Origin of the sequence: Brevundimonas sp. PAMC22021, assembly GCF_019443405.1 — a bacterium.
In the GTDB taxonomy this organism is placed as follows: Bacteria; Pseudomonadota; Alphaproteobacteria; order Caulobacterales; family Caulobacteraceae; genus Brevundimonas.
This window is the reverse complement of the sequence record NZ_CP080376.1, coordinates 815,120-837,949: the sequence shown is the minus strand read 5'-3', so window position 1 is coordinate 837,949 and position 22,830 is coordinate 815,120. Positions and strand designations below refer to the sequence as shown.

General features: G+C 68.5%; 19 protein-coding genes and 1 pseudogene. 9 read left to right on the top strand and 11 right to left on the bottom strand.

Annotated elements, in window-relative coordinates; translation table 11 throughout:
* Nucleotides 1–27 precede the first annotated feature (27 nt).
* The 3 genes and pseudogenes from serA to KY493_RS04075 all read right to left on the bottom strand — a co-directional run bounded on the left by serA (nucleotide 28) and on the right by KY493_RS04075 (nucleotide 3,394).
* On the bottom strand, nucleotides 28–1,257 hold the full coding sequence (serA, locus tag KY493_RS14620) for a phosphoglycerate dehydrogenase (RefSeq protein ID WP_370627366.1): 1,230 nt from the start codon (nucleotides 1,255–1,257) through the stop codon (nucleotides 28–30).
* Between the two features lie 135 nt (nucleotides 1,258–1,392).
* A pseudogene (locus KY493_RS14615) lies at nucleotides 1,393–1,920 on the bottom strand (HAD family hydrolase); the annotation flags it as partial.
* 76 nt (nucleotides 1,921–1,996) lie between these two features.
* Nucleotides 1,997–3,394: an SDR family oxidoreductase gene (locus KY493_RS04075; RefSeq protein ID WP_219897713.1), complete on the bottom strand. Its 1,398-nt coding sequence runs from the start codon at nucleotides 3,392–3,394 to the stop codon at nucleotides 1,997–1,999.
* Nucleotides 3,395–3,544: 150 nt separating this feature from the next.
* Between KY493_RS04075 and KY493_RS04070 the strand changes: the two genes are divergently transcribed.
* The gene (locus tag KY493_RS04070; RefSeq protein WP_219897712.1) at nucleotides 3,545–4,477 is read left to right on the top strand and encodes an Hsp33 family molecular chaperone; all 933 of its coding nucleotides are present in this window, start codon (nucleotides 3,545–3,547) and stop codon (nucleotides 4,475–4,477) included.
* 10 nt (nucleotides 4,478–4,487) lie between these two features.
* Here KY493_RS04070 and phoB read toward each other — a convergent pair whose 3' ends face one another.
* From phoB to KY493_RS04040, 6 genes are all read right to left on the bottom strand, one after another.
* Nucleotides 4,488–5,177 (bottom strand): phosphate regulon transcriptional regulator PhoB, encoded by a 690-nt coding sequence (gene phoB / locus KY493_RS04065; RefSeq protein ID WP_219897711.1) that lies wholly within the window; start codon nucleotides 5,175–5,177, stop codon nucleotides 4,488–4,490.
* 27 nt (nucleotides 5,178–5,204) lie between these two features.
* On the bottom strand, nucleotides 5,205–5,930 hold the full coding sequence (gene phoU, locus KY493_RS04060; protein WP_219897710.1) for a phosphate signaling complex protein PhoU: 726 nt from the start codon (nucleotides 5,928–5,930) through the stop codon (nucleotides 5,205–5,207).
* Between the two features lie 10 nt (nucleotides 5,931–5,940).
* Nucleotides 5,941–6,888 (bottom strand): phosphate ABC transporter ATP-binding protein PstB, encoded by a 948-nt coding sequence (pstB, locus tag KY493_RS04055; RefSeq protein ID WP_255568018.1) that lies wholly within the window; start codon nucleotides 6,886–6,888, stop codon nucleotides 5,941–5,943.
* 4 nt (nucleotides 6,889–6,892) lie between these two features.
* On the bottom strand, nucleotides 6,893–8,191 hold the full coding sequence (pstA, locus tag KY493_RS04050) for a phosphate ABC transporter permease PstA (RefSeq protein ID WP_219897709.1): 1,299 nt from the start codon (nucleotides 8,189–8,191) through the stop codon (nucleotides 6,893–6,895).
* Nucleotides 8,184–9,614, bottom strand: a complete 1,431-nt coding sequence (gene pstC / locus KY493_RS04045) for a phosphate ABC transporter permease subunit PstC (RefSeq protein ID WP_219897708.1) — start codon at nucleotides 9,612–9,614, stop codon at nucleotides 8,184–8,186. Before pstC ends, pstA begins: the two co-directional genes overlap by 8 nt.
* Before the next feature lie 142 nt (nucleotides 9,615–9,756).
* Nucleotides 9,757–11,136: an ATP-binding protein gene (locus tag KY493_RS04040; RefSeq protein ID WP_219897707.1), complete on the bottom strand. Its 1,380-nt coding sequence runs from the start codon at nucleotides 11,134–11,136 to the stop codon at nucleotides 9,757–9,759.
* 169 nt (nucleotides 11,137–11,305) lie between these two features.
* Between KY493_RS04040 and KY493_RS04035 the strand changes: the two genes are divergently transcribed.
* From KY493_RS04035 to ychF, 8 genes are all read left to right on the top strand, one after another.
* Complete coding sequence (locus tag KY493_RS04035) at nucleotides 11,306–13,591, top strand: ATP-binding protein (protein ID WP_255568017.1); 2,286 nt, start codon at nucleotides 11,306–11,308, stop codon at nucleotides 13,589–13,591.
* A 132-nt stretch (nucleotides 13,592–13,723) separates the two neighbouring features.
* Complete coding sequence (locus KY493_RS04030) at nucleotides 13,724–14,341, top strand: 50S ribosomal protein L25/general stress protein Ctc (protein ID WP_219897706.1); 618 nt, start codon at nucleotides 13,724–13,726, stop codon at nucleotides 14,339–14,341.
* An 86-nt stretch (nucleotides 14,342–14,427) separates the two neighbouring features.
* The gene (gene pth / locus KY493_RS04025) at nucleotides 14,428–15,048 is read left to right on the top strand and encodes an aminoacyl-tRNA hydrolase (RefSeq protein WP_219897705.1); all 621 of its coding nucleotides are present in this window, start codon (nucleotides 14,428–14,430) and stop codon (nucleotides 15,046–15,048) included.
* Nucleotides 15,049–15,094: 46 nt separating this feature from the next.
* A complete protein-coding gene (locus KY493_RS04020; RefSeq protein WP_219897704.1) occupies nucleotides 15,095–15,481 on the top strand; it encodes a hypothetical protein in 387 nt (128 codons plus the stop codon).
* Nucleotides 15,482–15,544: 63 nt separating this feature from the next.
* Nucleotides 15,545–17,605 carry a TonB-dependent receptor gene (locus KY493_RS04015; protein WP_219897703.1) on the top strand — a complete coding sequence of 687 codons (2,061 nt, stop codon included), beginning with the start codon at nucleotides 15,545–15,547 and terminating at the stop codon, nucleotides 17,603–17,605.
* Nucleotides 17,605–18,957, top strand: coding sequence for a PepSY domain-containing protein (locus KY493_RS04010; RefSeq protein ID WP_219897702.1), 1,353 nt, complete (start codon nucleotides 17,605–17,607; stop codon nucleotides 18,955–18,957). The genes KY493_RS04015 and KY493_RS04010 overlap by 1 nt, the downstream gene beginning before the upstream one ends.
* A gap of 14 nt (nucleotides 18,958–18,971) precedes the next feature.
* On the top strand, nucleotides 18,972–19,418 hold the full coding sequence (locus KY493_RS04005) for a copper chaperone PCu(A)C (protein ID WP_219897701.1): 447 nt from the start codon (nucleotides 18,972–18,974) through the stop codon (nucleotides 19,416–19,418).
* Nucleotides 19,419–19,511: 93 nt separating this feature from the next.
* On the top strand, nucleotides 19,512–20,609 hold the full coding sequence (gene ychF, locus KY493_RS04000) for a redox-regulated ATPase YchF (protein ID WP_219897700.1): 1,098 nt from the start codon (nucleotides 19,512–19,514) through the stop codon (nucleotides 20,607–20,609).
* A gap of 3 nt (nucleotides 20,610–20,612) precedes the next feature.
* Here ychF and KY493_RS03995 read toward each other — a convergent pair whose 3' ends face one another.
* A complete protein-coding gene (locus KY493_RS03995; RefSeq protein ID WP_219897699.1) occupies nucleotides 20,613–21,113 on the bottom strand; it encodes a hypothetical protein in 501 nt (166 codons plus the stop codon).
* 50 nt (nucleotides 21,114–21,163) lie between these two features.
* On the bottom strand, nucleotides 21,164–22,783 hold the full coding sequence (locus KY493_RS03990) for a M28 family peptidase (RefSeq protein ID WP_219897698.1): 1,620 nt from the start codon (nucleotides 22,781–22,783) through the stop codon (nucleotides 21,164–21,166).
* Nucleotides 22,784–22,830: the final 47 nt, after the last annotated feature.

Below are 22,830 nucleotides of genomic sequence, written 5' to 3'. Positions count from 1 at the left end.
AGATGCCGTTGCGTAAGCCTTGGCGGCTCAGTGCAGGGTGCGGAACCTCAGCGTGCCCGGCAGGTCACGCAGCGCCTTCAGCGCCTCAGGCTGGTAGTCGCGGTCGACATCGGTGATGACATAGCCGGTGCGCTCGTCCGTCTTCAGGTGCTGGCCCAGAATGTTCAGCCCCGCCGCCGCCAAGGCCTGGTTCAGTTCGGCCAGCACGCCCGGCTGGTTGCGGTGGATGTGCAGCAGCCGGTGCGCGCCGGACACCTCCGCAAGCTGCACGTTCGGCAGGTTGACGCAGAAGGTGGTGTCGCCCCGGTTCAGATACCCCAGCAGCCGCTCGGCCGCGAACTCGCCGATGGCTTCCTGCGCCTCTTCGGTCGAGCCGCCGATGTGCGGCGTCAGGATCATGTTCTTCAGGCCCATCAGCGGACTATCGAACGGATCGGCGTTGGTGCGCGGCTCCTCGGGGAAGACGTCGACGGCGGCGCCGCCCAGACGTCCGCCCTGCAGCGCCTGCGCCAGCGCGCCGACATCGACCACATGACCGCGCGAGAGGTTCAGCAGCAGCGCCCCTGCCTTCATGCGCGCGAACTGCGCTGAGCCGAAGATGTTCGTGTTCTCAGTCCGCCCGTCGACGTGCAGCGTCACCACGTCGCTCTCGGCCAGCAGGGCGTCCAGCGACCGCATGCGTCGCGCATTGCCCAGCGCCAGCCGCTCGGACAAATCATGGAAGATCACCCGCATGCCCAGAGCTTCAGCCAGAACCGACAGCTGCGAGCCGATGGCCCCGTAGCCGACGATGCCCAACGTCTTGCCGCGCAGCTCGCGCGAGCCGGTCGCCGACTTGTTCCACTCGCCCCGGTGCATGGCGGCGGACTTGTCGGCCACGTCGCGCATCAGGGCAATCATCAACCCGACGGCCAGTTCCACCACCGAGCGGGTGTTGGAATAAGGGGCGTTGAACACGGCGACGCCATGGTCCGCCGCCGCCGCCAGGTCGATCTGGTTGGTGCCGATGCAGAAGGCGGCCACCGCCATCAGACGGTCGGCCTCCTCCAGCACCCGACGGCTGACGTTGGTCTTGGAGCGGATGCCCAGAACGTGCACGCCCTTGATGGCGGCGATCAGGTCGTCCTCGTCCAACGCGCCCTTGACCGTCTCGACCGCGTACCCGGCCTGGGAAAGGCGCTCGACCGCCGCAGGGTGGATGTTCTCCAGCAGCAGCATCTTCATGCGGCTGCGCGGAAAGGACCAGCGACCAACCAGGCCCTCGGCGTGCAGCACCTCGTCCAGCGAACCGGCCTCGGCGTCGGCGACCTCGATCACCGGCGCACGACGCACAATCTCGGTGAAGGCGTAAAAGGCGTCGGCCGCCCCGGCCAGCTTGACCTCCGCATCGTTCCAGCCGTCCCCGACCATGACCACGCGACCGCTCAGCGCCAGATCGTGGATCACGCGCGGCTTGCCGTCCGCATGGCTCAGCGGATTGGCGTCGTCGACGCCGATCACCCGTCCCCCGTCGTCATAGATCAGGTCGTTGCACAGCACGCGGTCGCCGGAAACGCCCAGTTCCTCGGCCACCGGCGCGATGATCTCGCGAAAGCCGCCGGACAGGATCACCACCCGCCCCCTGGCCTCGGCGAAGAAGCGCAGATTGCGCCGGACCGATGGCGTCAGGGCGTCGATCGCCCGGGCCGCCACGGCCTCCACATGCTCGCGCCGCAGCGGCAGCAGCGCCAGGCGTTGACGCAAGGCCTCTCCGAACGGGATTTCGCCCGCCATGGCGCGATCGGTCAGGGCGGCGATCTCGGATCGCACGGCCTGCGCATCCGGCGCCCCTTGCAGGGCCACATCCGCCAACGCCTCCAGCGTCTCGAACCTGACCAGGGTCGAATCGAAGTCGAAGATCAGGGTCGGGCGCTGGGTCATGGCGTCCTGCATAACGAACCGCGCCGCCCGGACAAAGCCGGACGGCGCGACAAGGCAATGCGTGTTCTCTGCGGACTTAAATCCGGTCGATCAGGCGGCGAACGCGGCTGTCCGGCTGCTGGCTTTCCCAGACGGCGGCGCCGATGGCAGCGGCGAGCGTGGCGACCGCCAGCAGAGCGCCGCCTTCCTTGGCGTGATCGCGGGCATAGGCGCCCGCATCGTCGGCATAGCGGCGCGCCTGCTTGCCGTGGTGGTGCAGGGCCTCGCGCGACTTGGCGTGCGCCGACTTGAACCGGCCCCGCGCCTCATAGCCGACGCCGGCGGCGCGGTCGCCCAAGTCTTCGGCGCCGTGCTTGAAGGCGTCGACGGCGTCCGCGAAGCGATCGCGCAGCGCCTCGGTGTCGACCCAGCCGCGCGGGTCGATGCGGTTGCGGAAGCGCTGATAGCGGGTCGGGCCGCTGCGCTGCGTCAGATAGACGGCGGCCGCCGCGCCCAGCAGGATCAGGGCCGCGCCGCCGGCGGTGATCCCCGGATGCTTGCGAGCTTCGGCCAGGGCGTCGAACTGTCGGACCATGGGATAGTGAACCTCTTCATCGAGGCCGTCCTCGGTCGGGCGGTAGAGCCCGTCGTCGGCCGGCAAGTAGGCGGAACCCCGGTCCCGCAACAGCGAAGGAGCGAACCGGGCGAAAAGTGGTTCCGCCAAGCCTGGCAGTAGATTGTAGAAGGACGAAATGGCGCGGCCCGAGCCGCCCACCGTGATCTCGCGGACCGGATGCTGCGCGCAGTGCAGGATCGCATCCGCCACGACGTGGGTCGCATACACCGGCTGCGGATTGTGCATGGGCTTGCCCGTCAGGTTGCGCGCATGCCGGCTGTAGGGGGTGGCGATCGGGCCCGGCTTGACCAAGGTCAGCACGATCGGCGCCTTGTCGCGCATCAGCTCGATGCGGAATGCGTTGGTGAAGCCTTTCACCGCGTGCTTGGAGGCCGAATAGACGCCCTGAACCGGGATCGCCATGTCGCCCAGCGTCGAGCCGATGTTGATGATCGCGCCGCCGCCCGGCCGATCCCGCAGATGCTCGGCGGCGATGATCGAGCCGTTCACCATGCCCCAATAGTTGGTGTCGAACAGGCGGCGCTGGTCTTCCAGTTTCGTCTTGCGGATTTCGCCAAAGATCGAGATGCCCGCATTGTTGACCCAGGTGTCGAAGCCGCCGAACTGGCGACGGCACTGCTCGGCCGCCTCGGCCAGAGCGTCCTTGTCCGCCACATCAACAGCGGCCCAGCCGACGCGCGCGCCCTTGGCCTCGAGCTCGGCGTTCAGTTCCGCGAGGTCGCCTCCTCCACGCGCGATCAGGAACACGGCGGCGCCTGCGCGCGCCGCACGCCGCGCCGTGGCGAGGCCGATGCCGGAGGTGGCGCCGGTGACCACCACAGTTTGCTGGTCCAGCGGCTTCAGGTTCGGTCTGGGCATCGAGGCTCGCGGTTCTGAAAGAAGGACCGCTAGAACGAGGCCCCGCCCTGCCCGTTCCGACGCGCTGGAAACGCGCCCGCCCTTACCATCGACGGCTTCGGCGCCTATCTAGCCCGCCAATCCGCATTTCGATCCTTGAAGGACCTCGCCGTGACCGATCACGCGCACGACAACGCCATTCTGCCGCCGTCCGACGACCTCGCCGCCGCCTTTCAGATCGAGGGCTGGCCGGTGCGCGGTCGCTTGGTGCGGCTGGGCGAGACCATCGACAAGATCTTGGGCGCCCACGCCTATCCCGAGCCGGTCGCCGCCCTGCTGGGCGAAGCCTGTGCGCTTGCGGCCCTGGTCGGCTCCAGCCTCAAGTTCGAGGGCCGCCTGATCGTCCAGGCGCAGGGCGACGGGCCGGTGCGCTATGTCGTGGCCGACTATGACACGGCCGGATCGCTGCGCGGCTATTGCCGCTACGAAGAGGCGGAGGTCGAGGCGGCGTCGCAGGGCTTTGCACGCCCCGGGGCGCAAAGCCTCCTGGGCAAGGGCGTGTTCATCATGACGCTGGATCGCGGCCCCGACTTCGAGCGCACGCAGGGCATCACCCCGATCGAGGGCGAAAGCCTGTCGCTGTGCGCCGAGCACTACTTCGAACAGTCCGAGCAGGTGCCGACCAAGGTGCGGCTGGCGGTCGGCTCGGCCCAAACCGAGGCCGGAACCCAGTGGCGAGCCGGCGGCGCCATGATCCAGGTGATCGCCTCCGACGCCGCGCGCGGCTCGACCGAGGAAGTGTGGGACCGCACCCGCGCGCTGTTCGCGACGCTGGGCGACGACGAGCTGATCGATCCGACCGTCGGCCCCGAGACCCTGCTGTTCCGCCTGTTCCACGAGGACGGCGTGCGGCTGGAGGACGCGCGACCGCTGTCGGCGGTGTGCCGCTGCTCGCGCGACCGGATCGTGTCGGTGCTGGCCTCGTTCGATCCCGCCGAGCGGGGCGACATGGTGGAGGATGACGGCAAGATTCGCGTGACGTGCGAATACTGCGCCTCGGTCTACGACATCGAACCGGACGAGGTGACCGCGGCTCAGGTCTGAGCCGTCGGCCTCAGCCTTCCAGATCCAGCGAATAGCCGGCCGAGCGCACGGTGCGTATCGGATTGGGGCTGTCGCCGAGGTTCAGCGCCTTGCGCAGCCGCCCGACGTGCACGTCCACCGTGCGCGCCTCGACATAGACGTCCGATCCCCACACCGCGTCCAGCAGCTGCTCGCGGCTGAACACGCGGCCCGGATGCTGCATGAAGTGGTCCAGCAGCCGGAACTCGGTCGGGCCCAGGTGCACCTCCTGCCCCGCTCGCTTCACCCGGTGCGAGACGCGGTCCACCACGATGTCGCCGTGGTTCAGCCGGTCGTCGGCCAGGCCCGGTCGGATGCGACGCAGCACCGCGCGGATGCGGGCCATCAGCTCGACCATCGAGAACGGCTTGGTCAGATAGTCGTCGGCCCCGGTGTCCAGGCCGCGCACGCGGTCGGTCTCCTCGCCGCGCGCGGTCAGCATGACCACCGGCAGATTGCGCGTCTCGGGCCGGTTGCGGATGCGACGGCACACCTCGATGCCCGACAGCTTGGGCAGCATCCAGTCCAGCAGGACCAGGTCCGGGATGCGCTCGTCGATCTGCAGCATGCCCTCGTCGCCGTCAGAGGCGACGGCGACGTCGTAGCCTTCTTTTTCGAGGTTGTACTGAAGCAAGGTCGCCAGCGCGTCCTCGTCTTCCATCACAAGGATATAGGGCTGCACGTCAGACTCTCCGGCGCGGTCGCAAGCTTAGTTGGTGGGCAGGTTCGGGGTCGGCGCGTTGTCTTCGGGCGTCGGCTGCGCGCGCGGCCGTTCGCCCATAATGTCGTCGCCGGTGATCTCGTAGTGGACGGTTTCGGCGATGTTGGTCGCGTGGTCGCCGATCCGCTCCAGGTTCTTGGCCATGAACAGCAGGTGGGTGCAGGCGCCGATCGTGCGCGGATCGCCCATCATGTAGGTCAGGAGCTCGCGGAACAGGGCGTTGTAGTGCTCGTCCACCTCGTCGTCGGTGTGCCAGACGGCCAGGGCCCGATCGACCTCCGAGGCCGTATAGGCGTCCAGCACGTCGCGCAGACGCATCGACACCAGCCGCCCCATCCGCTCGATGGAGCGGGTCAGCGGCTGCATCGGCTCGCTTTCCGCCAGCACCAGCGCACGCTTGGCGATGTTCTTGGCGAGGTCGCCGGTGCGCTCCAGGTCCGACGCCATCTTGATGGCGCCGTAGGTGCGGCGAAGATCGGAGGCGACCGGCTGGCGCAGCGCGATCATGCGGATCGCCTTTTTCTCGATGTCGCGGTGCAGCTGGTCCAGCTTGCTGTCGCGCTCGATTACAGATCGGGCCAGCCCCACGTCGCGGCGGGCGACGGAGTCGATGGCGTCGGCCACCTGGGCCTCGGCCAGGCCCCCCATGCGGGCGATCTCGGCCGTGATCTGGTTCAGCTCGTCGCCGTAGGCCTTGACGGTATGCTGGTTCATGACGCGGTCCTCAGCCGAAGCGGCCGGTGATGTAGTCGAGCGTGCGCCGCTCGCGCGGGTTCTGGAAGATGGTTTCGGTGTCGCCGGTCTCGACCAGGCGCCCCAGGTGGAAAAAGGCCGTGCGCTGGCTGACGCGCGCCGCCTGGGCCATCGAGTGGGTGACGATGACGATGCAGAAGCGTTCGCGCAGTTCGTCGATCAGCTCCTCGATCCGCGCCGTGGCGATGGGGTCCAGCGCCGAGCAGGGCTCGTCCATCAGGATCACCTCGGGATCCACGGCGATGGCGCGGGCGATCACCAGGCGCTGCTGCTGGCCCCCCGACAGGCCGGTGGCCGAGGCGTGCAGCCGGTCGGCCACCTCTTCCCACAGACCCGCGCGCTTCAGCGCGCTTTCGACCACTCCGTCCATCTCGGACTTGGCGCTGACCAGCCCGTGGATCTTGGGGCCGTAGGCGACGTTTTCGTAGATCGACTTGGGGAACGGGTTCGGCCGCTGGAACACCATGCCGACGCGCGCGCGCAGCAGTACGGGATCGAGGCCGCGGTCGTTGATGTCCTCGCCGTCCATCTCGATGCGGCCGGTGACGCGCGCGCCGTGGATGGTGTCGTTCATGCGGTTCATGGTCCGCAGGAAGGTCGACTTGCCGCAGCCCGACGGACCGATGAATGCGGTCACCGTCTTGTCGGGGATGTCCAGCGAGACGTCGTACAGCGCCTGCTTGCCCTCATAGAAGACCGACACGTCCTTGGCGGCGATCTTGATGGGGCCTTCCGGCGGACTGTCGACCACGGTCGGGCCCGTCGCGGGGGTGGCGTCCTCCATGCGCGGCGCGACCGGCGCCGGCTCCTGTGCGGGCGTGACCTCGGGCAGAACCTGGCCGCCCATGCGGGGTGCCTCGGTCGGATCGGCGCGGCCGCCCGTGCGGTCGTCGGTGGCGCGGAAAATGTTGAACTTCATGCTCTTACCACCGACGCTCGAAGCGCCGCCTCAGGATGATGGCCGCCAGGTTCATCACGATCATGAAAACCAGCAGCACCAGGATCGCCGCCGCCGTGCGTTCATGAAACGCGCGTTCGGAAGCGTTCTCCCAGATGTAGATCAACGACGGCAGGGCGCCGACCGGCTGGTCGATGGCGGCGGGGACGCCGGGCACGAAGCTGACCATGCCGATCAGCAGCAGCGGCGCGGTCTCACCCAGCGCGTGCGCCATGGAGATGATGGCGCCGGTCATCACGCCTGGCATGGCCAGCGGCAAGACGTGGCTGAACACCGTCTGGGTGCGGCTGGCGCCCATGGCCAGGGCCGCCTCGCGGATCGACGGCGGCACCGCCTTCAGCGACGAGCGCGTGGCGATGATCAGCGTCGGCAGCGCCATCAGAGCCAGCACTAGGCCGCCCACGATCGGACTGGCGCGCGGCAGGTTCATCCAGTTGATGAACAGGGCCAGGCCCAGCAGGCCGTAGACGATGGACGGCACCGCGGCCAGATTGTTGATGTTGACCTCTATGATGTCGGTCAGCTTGTTCTTGGGCGCGAACTCTTCCAGCCAGACGGCGGCGCCGACGCCCACCGGAATGGCGATCAGGGCGGTGACCAGCAGCATCAGGGCCGAACCGACAATGGCGCCCAGAACGCCCGCCAGTTCGGGCTGGGTCGAGTCGCCCTGCGTGAACAGCGTCGCGTTGAAGTGAGCCGCAACGGCGTCCTCGGCCTTCAGCCGCTCCAGCCAGCCGATCTGCTGGTTCGAGAGGCGACGCTGATCCTCGGGCGTGTCGCGCGAGATTTCGCCCTTCAGATAGAGATCGGCGTCATCCGAAAGCGGCGCGTCGATCGGCACGGTCTGCCCGATCACCTCCGGCCGGCGGCTGACGGTTTCGGCCGCCACGAACTTCAGTTCGGACGAGAACAGCGAGCGCATGGCGGTGGCCTGTTCGCCCGTCGGATCGGCCACGCCCCATCGCGCCAGCAGCTGCTGGGCCGCCAGTTCTTCGAAGTTGGTGCCCTGCGGATAGGCGCGGTCCACGCGCGCCGGGTCCATGTAGACCGGAACGGTCGCGCTGTGAGCGTAGAAGGCGGTGTGCCCCTGCTCGACGATCCGCCCAAGCAGGATGACCAGGAACAGCAGCGCCGCGCCGATGGCGATGCGGCCGTACCATTTGAAGCACTGCTCGCGCGCGTGCCGACGCTTCAGCCCGACCTTGAGCCGGTCGAGGCGCTTGTCGGGCGCGGCCGCCAGGATGTCGGGGGTCGCGTCAGTCATACTGTTCCCGATAGGTCTGGACGATCCGCTGGGCGATGATGTTCAGCGTCAGGGTCACCAGGAACAGCGTCAGGCCCAGGCCGAACGCCGCCAGCGTCTTGGGACTGTTGAACTCCTGGTCGCCGGTCAGCAGCGTCACGATCTGCACCGTCACGGTGGTCACCGTATCCAGCGGGTTAAAGGTCAGGTTCGCGGCCAGCCCCGCCGCCATGGTCACGATCATGGTCTCGCCGATGGCGCGCGACACGGCCAGCAGCAGCGCGCCGGCGATGCCCGGCAGGGCGGCCGGCAACAGCACGCGCTTGACGGTTTCGGACTTGGTCGCGCCCATCGCCGACGAGCCGTCGCGCAGGCTTTGCGGCACCGCATTCAGGATGTCGTCGGACAGCGAGGATACGAACGGGATCAGCATGATGCCCATCACCGCGCCCGCCGTCAGCGCCATCTGGTTCTGCACCAGCGCCAGATACTGCCCCAGCCCGTTCAGCGGGCCGCCGATCAGAAACAGGCCGATCTCGTTGAAGAAGACCCGCAGCAGCGGCCCCACCGTCAGCGCCGCGAAGAAGCCGTACACGACAGTCGGCACGCCGGCGAGGATCTCCAGCAGCGGCTTGACCACCGCGCGCGCGTGGGACCCGGCGTACTCGGACAGATAGATCGCAGACATCAGGCCGATGGGCGCGGCCACGGCCATGGCGATCAGCATGATCAAGAGGGTGCCGGCGAACAGCGGCACGGCTCCGAATGCGCCGGACGAGCCGACCTGATCGGCGCGGATCGCCACTTGCGGGCTCCATTGCGTGCCGAACAGGAACTCGGTCACAGGCACCGACTGGAAGAAGCGGAACGAGTCCCAAACAAGCGACGAGATGATGCCGATGGTGGTCAGCACCGCCACCGCCGAACAGACGAACAGCGCGCCGTAGACCCAGCCCTCGACGCGGTTGCGGATGCGCTTGTCGGGTCGAAGCTGGGAGAAGGCGAACAGCCCGCCCAAGATGGCCAGCAGCACCGCCGCCAGGGCTCCGCCCCACTGCAAGGTGCGCTCGATGCGGATCATGCGCTGGCCCTCGGCGGGCAGCGCCTGCGCCAGAGGGGCCGGCCAGATCTGCAGCGCCGGCCTGCCCTGCCCCACCAAACGGGCGTCGGCGAAGAACGCTTGACGACGGAATGGCTCCAGCTGCGCGACGCTCTCAGGCGCCCCCGCACGGATCAGCCGGCTTTCGATGCCGCCGGAAAAGGCCGCAGCCAGAACCAGCGCCAACAGCGCCGGCGCAGCGACCCAGATCAGCGCATAGGCGCCATGCTGACCCGGACGCGAATGCGAGCGCATGCCCGCGGCGCGACGCCGCGCCACGGCGCGCCCGCCGAACCAGGCCGCCGCCGACAACGCGATCAGAACAAGCAGGGACAGCCAGATCATTCGGGGTCCAACCAGGCGCCTTGCAGGCGCGAACAGCGACTCTCCGCCCGGGATCGTCACGGCGCGGAACCTGCCCGCGAATGTTCAGCGGATTACGACGGCCGGATGACAGTTGCGTAACAGCGAAGGTTGGTCGGAACCGCTACGCTTCATGCTTCGGCATGGGGAACCAGGCGGTGAACGCCGAGCCTGCGCCCAGGGTGCTTTCCACGGTCAGCCCGCCCTGGTGACGATTGATGATGTGCTTGACGATGGCGAGGCCAAGCCCGGTGCCGAGCCGTTCGCCGCTCTTCTGGCCCTCGACGCGATAGAACCGTTCGGTCAGGCGGGGCAGATGCTCGCGCGCCATGCCCGGCCCGTAGTCCCGCACCGTGACCGCCGCGTAGCGCGTGCCGACATCCCGATCTGGCGTCAGCAGCGACAGGCGCGTCGCGCCCCCCATCTGACCCGCCAGAGCCTGATCAAACGTCAGGTCGCGCCGGACGGTGACGTCCACAACGCCGCCGGACGGCGAGTATTTCACCCCATTGTCCAGCAGGTTCTGCACCACCTGCACGATCTCGTCCCGCTCACCCACCACGTGCGTTCGCCCTTGGGCGTTCAGCCGCACCTCGACCTGCCGGTCCTTGACCAGCACGCTGACCGCGTCGATCACGTCCGAGGCGGCCGCGTCCAGCGCCACACGCCCCGACGGCGGGATGTGCTCGTTCAGCTCGATGCGGCTCAGCGACAGGAGGTCCGCCACCAGCCGCGTCATCCGCTCGGCCTGCGCGGCCATGATGTCGAGGAACCGGTCGCGCGCGCGGGTGTCGTCGCGCGCATGCCCTTTCAGGGTCTCGATGAAGCCGCTGAGCGAGGCCAGCGGCGTGCGAAGCTCGTGGCTGGCGTTGGCCAGGAAGTCGACGCGCATCATCTCGGTCCGGCGGGCGTCGGTCTCGTCACGCAGCACCAGAAGCGCCAGCGCCTCTCCCTGTCGCGCCGGGGCCAATGGCCGGCTCCACGCCCGCCAGCGCCGATCGCGCGCGCCGCCGGTCGTGTAGTCGGTGACGCGCGACACGCCGCCGAACAAGGCCTCGTCCACCGCCTCCAGCACGCCCGGATCGCGCATCACCTGCACCAGCAGCCCGCCGCGTCGCTGCACCCGCAAGAGGTCGCGCGCCGCCTGATTGGCCATGACGATGCGGCGGCCGGCGATGTCGTCCGGCTCCTCACCGCCCACGATCAGAACGGCGTCCTCGAGAGCCTCCAGGGCGCCGTCCAGAAGTTCAGCGGAGGCGAGCTCGCCCGAGGGCGTTTCCGGCGCAAGCGGCTCTACGCCTCGGGAAGGCTCGCGTGACCGATTGATCAGCCAGGTCGATCCCGCCACCAGCACCGCGCCGGCGATCAGCGAAGGCGCCAGTTCCGGATGCAGAATGGCCAGGGCGATCAGGATCAGCGCCGCCAGCCCCCCGCTGGCGCCGGCGGTCCACAGCCGCGAGCCGGATGCCGGCGCGACGGGCGACGACGAGAATTCGTAGGACATCTTCCCCCTGGCGGTCCCTGCCGGTCGGACCCGACGATCCGCCCCTCACCGTGAACCTCTCCTTGCACGGAGATTGTGACGGCTGATCGACGATGTTTCCCAACGGAAGCGTCGCCGCACGAAATCTTCAGAAGTGCACGGCAAGGTCGCAGGCGAAGAGAGGTCCGCATTGAACCGCATCCTGTTTTGCCTGGCTATGGAACACGACTGGCGGGTGACGCTGCTGGCCGGCCTCGTCTGTCTGACCGGGATCGCCACCGCATTCCATCTGATGGAGCGCGCGCGGATCCGCCGGGGCATCGTGCGCCGAAACAAGATCGTGCTGGCGGCCCTGGTCGGCGCGCTGGCGATCTGGGCCACGCACTTTATCGCCATGCAAGGCTACGCCGCAGGCGCGGCCATGACGTTCGAGCCCTGGATGACCATGGCCTCCCTTCTGGTCGCCCTGATCGGGATCGGGGTTGGAATCGTCATGGCCATGGCCGGCAATCGCCCGCTGACGCGTTGCATTGCGGCTTCAACAGGCGTGGCCAGCATCGCCGCCATGCACTACCTGGGCATGGCGGCGATGAATCTGCCGTTCGAAGTGACCTGGGATCTGGGCCTGGTGGCGACTTCGGTCGTCGCGGCGATGATCATCGGGGCCGGATCCGCGGCCTGCTACCGCCGAAATGACCACCTCCGCTTCTGGATCACGACCTTGGGCGCGGTACTTTCGGTGATCGTGCTTCATTTCACCGGCATGGCGGCCCTGACGCTTGGCGCGCCCCAGCCCATGCCGAACCGCGAGGGTCTTGATCCCGCCTCCATGCAGATGATCATGGCGGGCGCCGTGCTGTTCGTGATCGCCGTGGTCCTGATCAGAAGCTGGACGACCTTCAGCGCCCGATCCGGCGCCTTGCGGCAGATCCGCGAGGCGGTGGACGCCATGCCGGACGGTCTGGCCTTTTTCGACTCGGAAGACCGGCTGGTGCTGTGGAACGCCCGCTTTGTCGAAGTGAATCCGGAAATCGCCGATCACCTGAAGGTCGGCATGACAGGTCGTGAGATCCTGCAGCTCGGCCTGGATCGGCACATCTATCCGGACGCTCTCGGCCGCGAGGCGGAGTGGGCGGCGGAACGCATGACGCATCGCGCCCGGCTTTCGGCCATCCTTGAGCAACAGGTCGCCGATGGGCGCTGGCTTCGGGTGCAGCATCGCTCAACGGCGGAAGGCGGCATCGTCACCGTCTGCAATGACATCACCGACCTCAAGAACAACGCCCGCATCCTGGCCGAAGCCAGGGACGCTGCCGAAGCCGCGAACCATGCCAAGAGCCTGTTCCTGGCGAACATGAGCCACGAAATCCGAACCCCGCTGAACGGCGTCGTCGGTCTGGCCCAGGTTCTCGCCGGCAGCGATCTTTCGCGCGAGCAGCGCGAGATGGTGGATCTGATCCAGTCGTCGGGTGCGACGCTGCAGGCGCTGTTGGGCGACATTCTAGACCTGGCGCGCGTCGAATCCGGCCGTCTAGAGCTGGATGAGCAGCCTTTCAACCTGCCCGAGCTGGTTCAGGAAGCCGCTCACCTGTACGCGGCGAACGCACGCGAGAAGCGTCTCGGCTTCCAACTCGATATCGCTCCGGAAGCCGCCGTCTGGGTCCGCGGCGATGCAGTGCGCATCAAGCAGGTGCTGACGAACCTGATCTCCAATGCGGTGAAGTTTACCGAGAACGGCTTTGTCGCTGTGCGTGTCGAACGCACGGCCGATCGGGATGACGGCGCCGCCGCCTTGCGCTTCACGGTTGAGGACACCGGCATCGGCTTCGATGCGGACGCCCGCGAGCGAATGTTCAGCCGCTTCGAGCAGGCCGACAGCGGCATCACACGGCGCTACGGCGGCTCCGGCCTGGGTCTGGCGATCTGCCGTCAACTGGCGGACCTGATGGGCGGGCGGCTGGATTGCGAAAGCGAACCGGGCGGGGGCTCCGCCTTCATCTTCACCCTGTGTCTCCATCAGGCCGAGGCGCCGCGCGCGTCCGAACCCGCCGCCTACTCGGAGGCGAACGCCTCCTTGTCCCGCCGGGTCCTTGTCGCCGACGACCATCCGACCAACCGGCGGGTCGTGGAACTGATCCTTGCCCAAGCCGGCGTGGAGCTGACCTCGGTCGAGAACGGCGCCGAGGCGGTCGCGGCGGCCCGCGCCTGCGACTTCGACCTGATCCTGATGGACATGCAGATGCCGGTGATGGACGGCCTGACCGCCGTTCGCGAAATCCGCCTGCACGAGGCCGCGCTCGGCCTGCCGCGCACGCCGCTGGTGATGCTGACCGCCAACGCCATGCCCGAACATGTCGCGGCCGGTCAGGCGGCGGGCGCCGACGGCCATCTCGCCAAGCCCTTCAACGCCGCCGAACTGCTGACCCTCGTCGAGGACCCGCAGGCGCTGCTGATCGAGCAAAGGGTCGCCGCCTGACGCCCAAGCTGGCGGTTGCGCATCCAATGCGATCCGTGTATTAGCCCGCGCTCTTGAATTCGAGGGTGCATCACCCCGTCGCGCATGCCTGGCGTAGGCGCGGCGTTTCCGTTGTTTGTTGAGGCGAGCCACATGGCCGAGATCATTCTGAACGTGGACGTCCGCGAAGGCGTCGGCACCGGCGGCGCTCGCGCCGCCCGTCGCGCCGGCTCGGTGCCGGGCATCCTGTACGGCGGCGACAAGGCCCCGGTCGCCATTTCGGTGAACGAGAAGGACTTCCGCAAGTCGCTCTACACCGGCAAGCTGCTGGGTCACCTGGTGACGCTGAAGTACGGCGACGAGACCCAGCCGGTGATCGCCAAGGACGTCCAGTTCGACCCGGTGTCGGACCGCCCGCTGCACTTCGACCTGATGCGCGTCGATGAGCATGCGCCGATCAAGATCTCCGTGCCGGTCCACTTCAAGAACGCCGACGAAGCGCCGTTCACCCGCGCGGGCGGCTCGCTCGAGATCGTTCGCCACGAAGTCGAGATCCTGGTCAACGCCGACAGCATCCCGGAAGAGCTGGTCGTGGACCTGACCGGCCGTCAGATGGGCGACACCATTCGCATCTCGGACATCGCCCTGCCGCAAGGCGCCTCGGCCACCATCACCGACCGCGACTTCGTGATCGCCACCATCAAGGTGTCGTCCGCCGCCCTCTCGGCCGCCGCGGACGAAGCCGCCGAAGCCCCTGCTTCGGAAGGCTGATCCCCGGATCATCGCTGAAGATACGGCCCCGCCCGGCTCGCCCGGCGGGGCTTTTCTTTGCCAGGCGCGGACGGCATGAGGACGCCATGATCATTATCGCCGGGCTCGGCAATCCGGGCGCCAAGTACGAGAAGAACCGACACAACATCGGCTTCATGGCCGCCGACGAGATCGGCCGTCGCTGGCGGTTCGGCCCGTCGCGCGCCAAATTCCAGTCGGTTGTGTCTGAAGGCGAGGTCGAGACGGCGAACGGCGCCGTTCGCGTGCTGCTGATGAAGCCCCAGACCTTCATGAACGAGAGCGGTCGCGCGGTCGGAGAGGCGGCGCGCTTCTACAAGGTCACGCCGCAGGACATCATCGTCTTCCACGACGAGATCGATCTGGCGCCAGGTCGCTTTCGCATGAAGACCGGCGGCGGAGCGGCGGGCCAGAACGGCATCCGGTCCATCATCAGCCAGGTCGGGGCCGACTTTCGCCGCGCGCGCATGGGCGTGGGCCATCCGGGCGAAAAGCACCTGGTCATGCCGCACGTGCTGGGCGACTTCCACAAGGCGGAGTCGCCCTGGCTGCAGGCCCTGCTGAACGCCTGCGCCGACGCCCTGCCCTTCGCCCTGGCCGGCGACGACGAGCGGTACCAGGGCGAGGTGCTGCGCCTCGCCCCCGCCCCCAAGTTCAGCCCACGCCAGGCGGCGCGCGGCGAGCTGTAGATCAGGCGCCCTAGCCGCATCCGACAAAACGCCGTAAGCCTTGGTGGTGAACCGCACCCAGGCCGAGAACTGGTCCGCCGCGCGCTGCCTGGCCTTTCTGGCGGCGGTGTTCGCCATCGTGCTCGGCTCGCTGATCCCGTTCGCGGCCATGGCGGCGGCCCAGCCCGGCCATCCCGTCGTCCTGTGCTCCAGCGAAGGTCCGCAGACCATCCACGTCGGCGGCGTGGATGGACCCGCCAAGAAGCAGGCGGGGCCCAAATGCGCGGCCTGCCTGCAGCCGCTCGCCGCCGCCCTGCCCGCACCGCCCGCGCCCCAGCCGCAGCCTGCTGTGCCGCTGTCGGCGGAGACAAGCTGGTCCGTCGCTTCGGCCGCGCCGCCGCCGCCTGCCCGCGCGCCGCCGCGCCCGCCCTCCACCGCCCCGCCGCTCGCCTGAACCGACCGAGCCGCCGCGCCTGATGCAGGCGCGGCCCTTCTGGCCTGTTCAGGATTCTTCTTGATGATTTCAGCAACAATGGCGGCGCCGTGGGCGCTGCTGCTCGCGGCGCAGGCAACGCCCGTCGAGCCCCAAGCCTCCCCGCCCGCGACCCAACTCGACAGCGTCATCGTCACCGCCAGGCGCAACCCCGAGGATCCGCCCGTGGTGGCCGAGGCGCGCGCCCGCCTGTCGCGCACGCCGGGCGCCGTGTCGGTCGTCTCAGCCGAGTCCTACCAGGACCGCTACGCGCCCAATCTCGCCGATCTGCTGCGGGACGCACCGGGCGTCTACGCCCAGAAGAAGTGGGGCGGCGACATACGGCTGTCGATCCGGGGATCGGGCATTGGCAACTCCAGCCACAATCGTGGCGTCCTGCTGGCCCAAGACGGGGTGCCCTTCAACGAGGCCGACGGCTCTGGCGACTTCCAGCTGATCGATCCGCTGATCGCCCGCTACACGGAGGTCTACAAGGGCGGCAACGCCCTGCGCTTCGGCGGCGCCCTGCTGGGCGGGGCGGTGAATCTGGTCACCCCGACCGGTCGCACGGCGATGCACGATCTTTCCCTTCGGCTGGACGGAGGTTCTTACGGCACGATGCGCGGCCATGCCGAGGTCTCGGGCGCCAGCGGCGACTGGGACGGCTTCGGCGCCCTGACGGTGCAGAGCGTGGACGGCTGGCGCGAGCAGAGCGCGGGCTCCGAACAGCATGCATCGCTGAACCTCGGCCGTCGCTTCGGCGAAGACCGCGAGGTTCGGCTGATCGCCAGCGCCGGACAGGTCGATCAGCAGATTCCCGGCAGCCTGACGCTTGATCAGGCCCTGTCGAACCCGCGCCAAGCCGCCGCCGCCAACCGGGACCTGAACTATGGACGCGACATGCAATCCATCCGCGGCGTGCTTCAGACCCGCTGGCGGCTGGGCCCCTCCACCGTATTCGAAGGCGGAGTTTACGCCAGCTGGAAGGACCTGAACCATCCGATCTTCCAGGTCGTGGATCAGCAAAGCCGCAACATCGGCCTGTTCGGCCGCTTCGACTGGCAGGGCCAACTGTTCGGCCGCCGTGCGGACGCCTTCTATGGCGTCTGGGCGCGACAGGGCGATCTGGACGCCAGCCAGTGGATCAACCGCGCCGGCTTCAAGGACGCCCGCACTGCCCGCAGTGACCAGGACGCCCGGGCTCTGGATGTCTTCACCGAAGGCCGGCTGTTCGTCACCGATCGCCTGGCCCTGGTCGGCGGTGGGACCTGGGGCTGGGCCGAGCGGGACTACCAGAGCTTCGCCCTGCCCGGCGTGGCCTCGACCTTCGACCTGATGGCCGAGCGCGCCTATGACGGGTTCGCCCCGCGCCTTGGCGTGCTGTGGGAGGCGGACAGCGGCGCCCAGGTCTACGCCAACGTCACCCGGTCGGTGGAGCCGCCGAACTTCTCGTCCCTGTCGCCTACCGCCGCGGGCTTTCAGCCGTTGGTCGCCCAGGAGGCCACGACCTGGGAGGCGGGCCTGCGCGGCCGGGGCGGTCCCCTGCTGTGGGACGTCGCGGTCTACCTCGCCGAACTCGACCACGAGCTGCTGAACTTCATCCCCAATGCGGCGCTGGGCGTGCCGGCCGCCACCTTCAACGCCGGCCCGACGATCCATTCGGGCGTGGAGGCCGGTCTGGACTGGCGCATCGTGTCCGCCTTGCGCCTTCGCCAGACCTATAGCTGGTCCGACTTCCGTTTCGACGGCGACCGGGTCTATGGCCGCAACCAGCTCCCGGTCGTGCCGGAGCACCTCTACCGGGCCGAACTGCGCTATGATCATCCGGCCGGCTGGTTCGTCGCACCCTCGGTCGAGTGGTCGATCCGGGACGCCTGGGTGGACTACGCCAATACCCTGAAGTCGCCCGGCTATGCTGTCGTTTCGCTTAACGCCGGCTGGGATGTGACGCGGTCAGTTGCGGTCTTCGCCGACATCCGCAACCTGTTGGACGAGCGCTACATATCCAACTTCGGCGCGGTCACCGATGCGCGCGTGGCCTCCACCGCCGTCTTCTTTCCGGGGGATGGACGATCGGCCTTTGTCGGCGTGAGGCTGAGCTACTGATGGCCGCGCGCGCTTCCCATGCCGCCGCCTACCGCCTTGTCTGGCGATGGCATTTCTACGCCGGCGTGGTGGTCATGCCGTTTCTGTTGCTGCTGGCCCTGACCGGCGGCCTCTATCTGTTCAAGGACGAGATCGACCAGGCGCTCTATCGCGACCTGATCCGCGTGCCGGCCTCTGTCCAGCAGGCGTCGCCGGACGCGTGGGCCGCCGCCGCGCAGGCGGCCGGCGGTCGCGCCGGCAGCGTCATCGTACCAGCCCGCGCGGATCAGGCCGTTCGCGTGCGGGTCGATCGTGCGAACGGCGAGCAGCGGACCGTCTTTGTCGATCCGCATACGGCGCGCGTCACCGGCGCCACACCGGTGGGCGGCGTCAACGAGACGATCAAGCGCCTGCACTCCCTGACCCTGTTCGGGCCGGTCATGAACGTGGTGGTGGAGATCGTCGCCGGCTGGGCCATCATCCTGTGCGCGACAGGTTTCTATCTCTGGCTGCCGCGCGGACGACCGGTGGGCGCCGTGACAATCACGGACACGGACAAGAGACGACGACCCTTCTGGCGAGACCTGCACGCGGTGACGGGGCTATATGTCGGGGCGGTGATCCTGTTCCTGGGGGTGACCGGCATGCCGTGGTCGGCGGTCTGGGGCGACCAGGTCATGGGAATGGTGCGAGAGAGCGGATTGGGGCGTCCGCCCGCCCCTGTCGCCGGCGCCTGGCATCGGGCGCAGGGCCACGACCGGCCGACGGGCGCCGGATGGACGCTGGACCATGCCTCCATGTCCGCGCCTGGCCACGGCGATCACGTGGCCAGGCCGAGCCTGTCCATGGCGATCGGCGCCGCGAAACGCGCAGGAATGGCCCGGCCCTATGCGGTGACGATCCCGGATGATTCCGCCACCTACACGGTCACCCGTCAGACCCGACGGGTCGAGGACACGCGCTCGCTCTATATCGACGCCCGATCCGGCGGCGTGATCGCCGACATAGGCTATTCCCAGTTCGGGCCCGTCGGCAAGGCCGTCGACTGGGGCGTCGCCGTGCACCAAGGCCTGCAGTACGGCCAGATCAACCGGCTGGTCATGCTGGCCGGCTGCATCGGCGTGTGGGTGCTGGCGATCTCTGGCCTGGTCATGTGGTGGAAGCGCCGCCCGCCCTCGCTGGCGCGCGGCCGCCTGGGCGCCCCGCCGCCGCTCGCGGGTCCGCGCGCCCGCACGGCGGCCATCTGCATCGTCGCGCCGCTCGCCATCCTGTTTCCCCTGACCGGCGCCAGCCTGATCGCAGCCCTCCTGATCGACCTGTCCATTCGTGGACTGCGCCGATTCGTCCCCTCGCCTTCTCGTCCCTTGCCCTGAAAGAGTTCCCCCCCATGATGAAGCGCCTCCTTCTTTCCGCCCTGCTCGGCCTCGCCGCCTGCGGCGGGCCACAGACCCCCGCCACGGTGACGACCGCCGACGCCTGGTGCCGGCCGACGCCGAACGGGGCACGCGCCGGCGCCTGCTACCTGACCCTGACCGCCAGCGCCGATGATCGCCTGGTCGGCGCCGCCACGTCGCGCGCCGGCGAGATCCAGATTCACGAGATGACGACCGACAACGGCGTGATGAAGATGGGCGAAATGACGGACGGCCTGCCGCTGTCGCAAGGCGAAGCGGTCGCGCTGGAGCCTGGCGGCGTTCACCTGATGCTGATCGGGCTGACCGGGCCGCTGGTCGCGGGCGAGACCGTGCCCCTGACCCTGCGCTTCGACAAGGCGCCCGAGGTCGTGGTGCAGGCGGCGGTTCGCCAGGCCACAGGCGGCCACGCGGGCCACTGACGCGCCGATCCAAGCGCGAGCCTGACAAACCGGTCGCGACCGGCTAAAGGCTCGCGCTTCCTCTAAGTCCCTACGCCCGAGAGCCCGCCGCCCATGGCCCTGAAAGTCGCGATCGTCGGCCTGCCCAACGTCGGCAAGTCCACCCTGTTCAACGCCCTGACCAAGACGGCGGCGGCCCAGGCGGCCAACTATCCGTTCTGCACCATCGAGCCGAACACCGGCGACGTGGCCGTGCCGGAGGCGCGCCTGAACGTCCTGGCCGAGATCGCCGGCTCCAAGGAGATCATTCCCGCCCGCATCACCTTTGTGGACGTGGCCGGCCTGGTGCGCGGCGCCTCCAAGGGCGAGGGTCTGGGCAACCAGTTCCTGGCCAACATCCGCGACTGCGACGCCGTGGCTTTCGTCGCCCGCTGCTTCTTCGACGACGATATCACCCACGTCGAGAACCGCATCGACCCGATCGCCGACCTGGAGATTATCGAAACCGAGCTGATGCTGGCCGACCTCGAAAGCCTGGAGCGCCGCCGTGTACAGATCGAGAAGCGCGCCAAGGGCGGCGACAAGGAAAGCCAGCTGAACCTGAAGCTGGTGGACCTCGCCCTCGCCCAGCTGAACGCCGGCAAGCCCGCGCGCCTCGCCGAGGTGTCCAAGGAGGACAAGAAGGCCTGGGACATGCTGCAGCTGTTGACCGCCCTGCCCGCCCTCTACGTCGCCAATGTCGAAGAGGCCTCGGCCGACAAGGGCAACGACCTGTCCGACACGGTGGCGGCGCGCGCCGCGGCCGACGGCGCGAACTCCGTCGTCATCTCCGCTCAGATCGAATCGGAGATCGCCGTCCTCGACGACGAGGAACAGCGCGAGTTCCTGGAAACTCTCGGCTTGGAAGAGCCCGGCCTGAACCGCCTGATCCGCGAAGCCTACAAGCTGCTCGGCCTGCAAACCTACTTCACCGTAGGTCCGAAGGAGGCGCGCGCCTGGACCGTGCCGGTCGGCGCGACCGGACCGCAGGCCGCCGGCGTTATCCACACCGACTTCGAAAAGGGCTTCATCCGCGCCGAGACCATCGCCTACGCCGACTATGTGGCGCTGAAGGGCGAGGCTGGCGCGCGAGACGCCGGCAAGATGCGCGCGGAAGGCAAGAGCTACGTCGTCAAGGACGGCGACGTGATGCACTTCCTGTTCAACAACTAAGCGTCACTCCCGCTTCATCAGACCTGTGAGGCCAGCCTGCTGCTCGGCCTTGGGCGAGCCCGGGCAGCGATAAAGCTGAACGGCAGCGCCATCGCGGTCCAGGTAGGACAGGTTCAGGATGTCGTCGGTGACCGCCATCCGCACCTGCTCGCGCACGACCTGTCCTTCGGCCTGGCAGGACAGATCGGCCACATAGGCGTCGTCGACCTCGACGACCGAGACCACCTCACAGCGGTTCTCATAGCCTTGGAAACGCGTGGGCGTAATGGTGATCGGCGTCTGGTCGCCCTGCGGCCGGGCGCACCAGGCGGGATTGGCCGCCCATCGTCCGACGAAGCTGACGGGCCCGGTAGCCAAGCCCGCCGACCCCGGCGCGCCGCCGACCGAGGCGCCCGAGCCGGTTACCGGCTGGGCCGGCTCCGTCGGCGGGTTGACGGCCTGACGTTCGCAGGCCGCCGCACTCAGCAGCAGGACGGCGGCGAGGCTCGGAAGCGGCGCTCTCATACCCCTGCAACGCATCAGCCGCGCCCTCGTTCAGGCGACCGCCCTCCCGACTATTGCCGGGCGGCGTCGCTCGCAGCCCGCACCGCGCCGAACTCGGACGTCGGCTTCCAGGTCGGCCATTCGTCGCTGTTGGCCAGTTGCAGGCCCAGTCGGTACAGCAGGGTCAGGTTCTGCACCGCTCCCGTCATGTCCCAATCCGCCGACCATTCGTCGGACGCCTTGTGATAGACGCGGCCGAACCGCTCTCGCCACGCGGCCCATCCGGCCTCCTTGCCGCCCTCGACGAAGTCGACGCCGTGCCACGGCATCAAGGCGGGCACGCCCGCCCGCGCGAAGGGGAAGTGGTCCGAGCGGTAGTAGAAGCCCTGCTCGGGCTGGCCGTCGTCGGAGACGTAGCGCCCCTCGGCCTCGGCCAAGGCGCCCAAACTGTCCTCCAACGAGTTCTGCCCCTTGCCGAAGATCGGCACGTCCCGCGTGGCGGGGCTGAGCGGCAGCATGTCGATGTTGATGTCCGCGACCGTGGTCTCCAGCGGATAGACCGGATCGGCGACATAGGCGTAGGAGCCCAGCAGCCCCATCTCCTCGGCCGTCATGTGGGCGAAGACGACCGTGCGCTCAGGGCGCGGCGCGGCCTTCATCTCGCGCGCCATCTCCAGCACGCCAATGGTGCCCGACGCATTGTCCCAGGCGCCGTTGAAGATGTTGTCCTCGCCGCCCGCATGCTCGCCGCCGACGCCGATGTGATCCCAGTGCGCCGAATAGACGATGGTCTCGTTCGGCCGCTCCGATCCGGTGATCTTGGCCAGCAGATTGTGCGTCGTCAGGGTGTCGATGGTCTCGGACGCCTTCAGGTTCAACGTCACGCCGTCCAGGGTCCGCGCCTTGAAGTCGCCGGCGCCGGCCGCCTGGGTCAGGCTCGTCAGGTCCAGCCCGCCCGCCGTCAGCATGGCGCCCGCCACGTCGCTGTTGACCGAGCCGGTGACCTCCAGATCGGCCGCGCCCGGCGTCAGGGTGCGCACGCGGTCGGCGCCGCGCAACTGACGACGCCAGCCGTCGCTGTCGGCGACGTCCTTCAGCACGGTGATCACGCCCACCGCGCCGCGCCGCTTGGCCTCGTCGGCCTTGTAGGCGGCGGATTGATAGTTGGTGGTGTAGGGGCCGTTGAACAGGTCGCCGTCCGGCTCGCCCGCCAGCACCAGCACCACCTTGCCCGCGACGTCGAGATCGCCGTAATCGTCCCAGTTCCGCTCGGGCGCCGTGATGCCGTAGCCGGCGAACACCACGCCCGCGCTCTGCACATCGGCCTGACCGTCGTTCGACACGGCGCGCAGGGTGATGTCCTGACCGGCGGCCAGCGGCGTCGACGCCCCATCCTTGCCCCACGATGCGGCGGCGGCGCCCGCCACGGGCGTGTAGCGGTTCAGCTCGACCGCCTGCAGCCACTGACCGTTCGGCCCGCCGGGCTCCATCCCCATGGCTTCATACTGGGCCTGCAGCCACGCCAGCGTCTTCTGCTCGCCATCCGTGCCGGGCTTGCGGCCCTGGAACTCGTCGGTGCTGATGGCGCGGATCTCGTCCGACAGCCGCTGGCCGGAGAAGTCCTGGGCGGACGCAGCGCCGCAGATCAGAAGGGCGGCAAGGCCGACGCCGGAAGCGAGCGAAACGCGCATGAACGATCTTTCCTGTTGAGGATCAATCGCCTGTGTAAGGAGGCGCA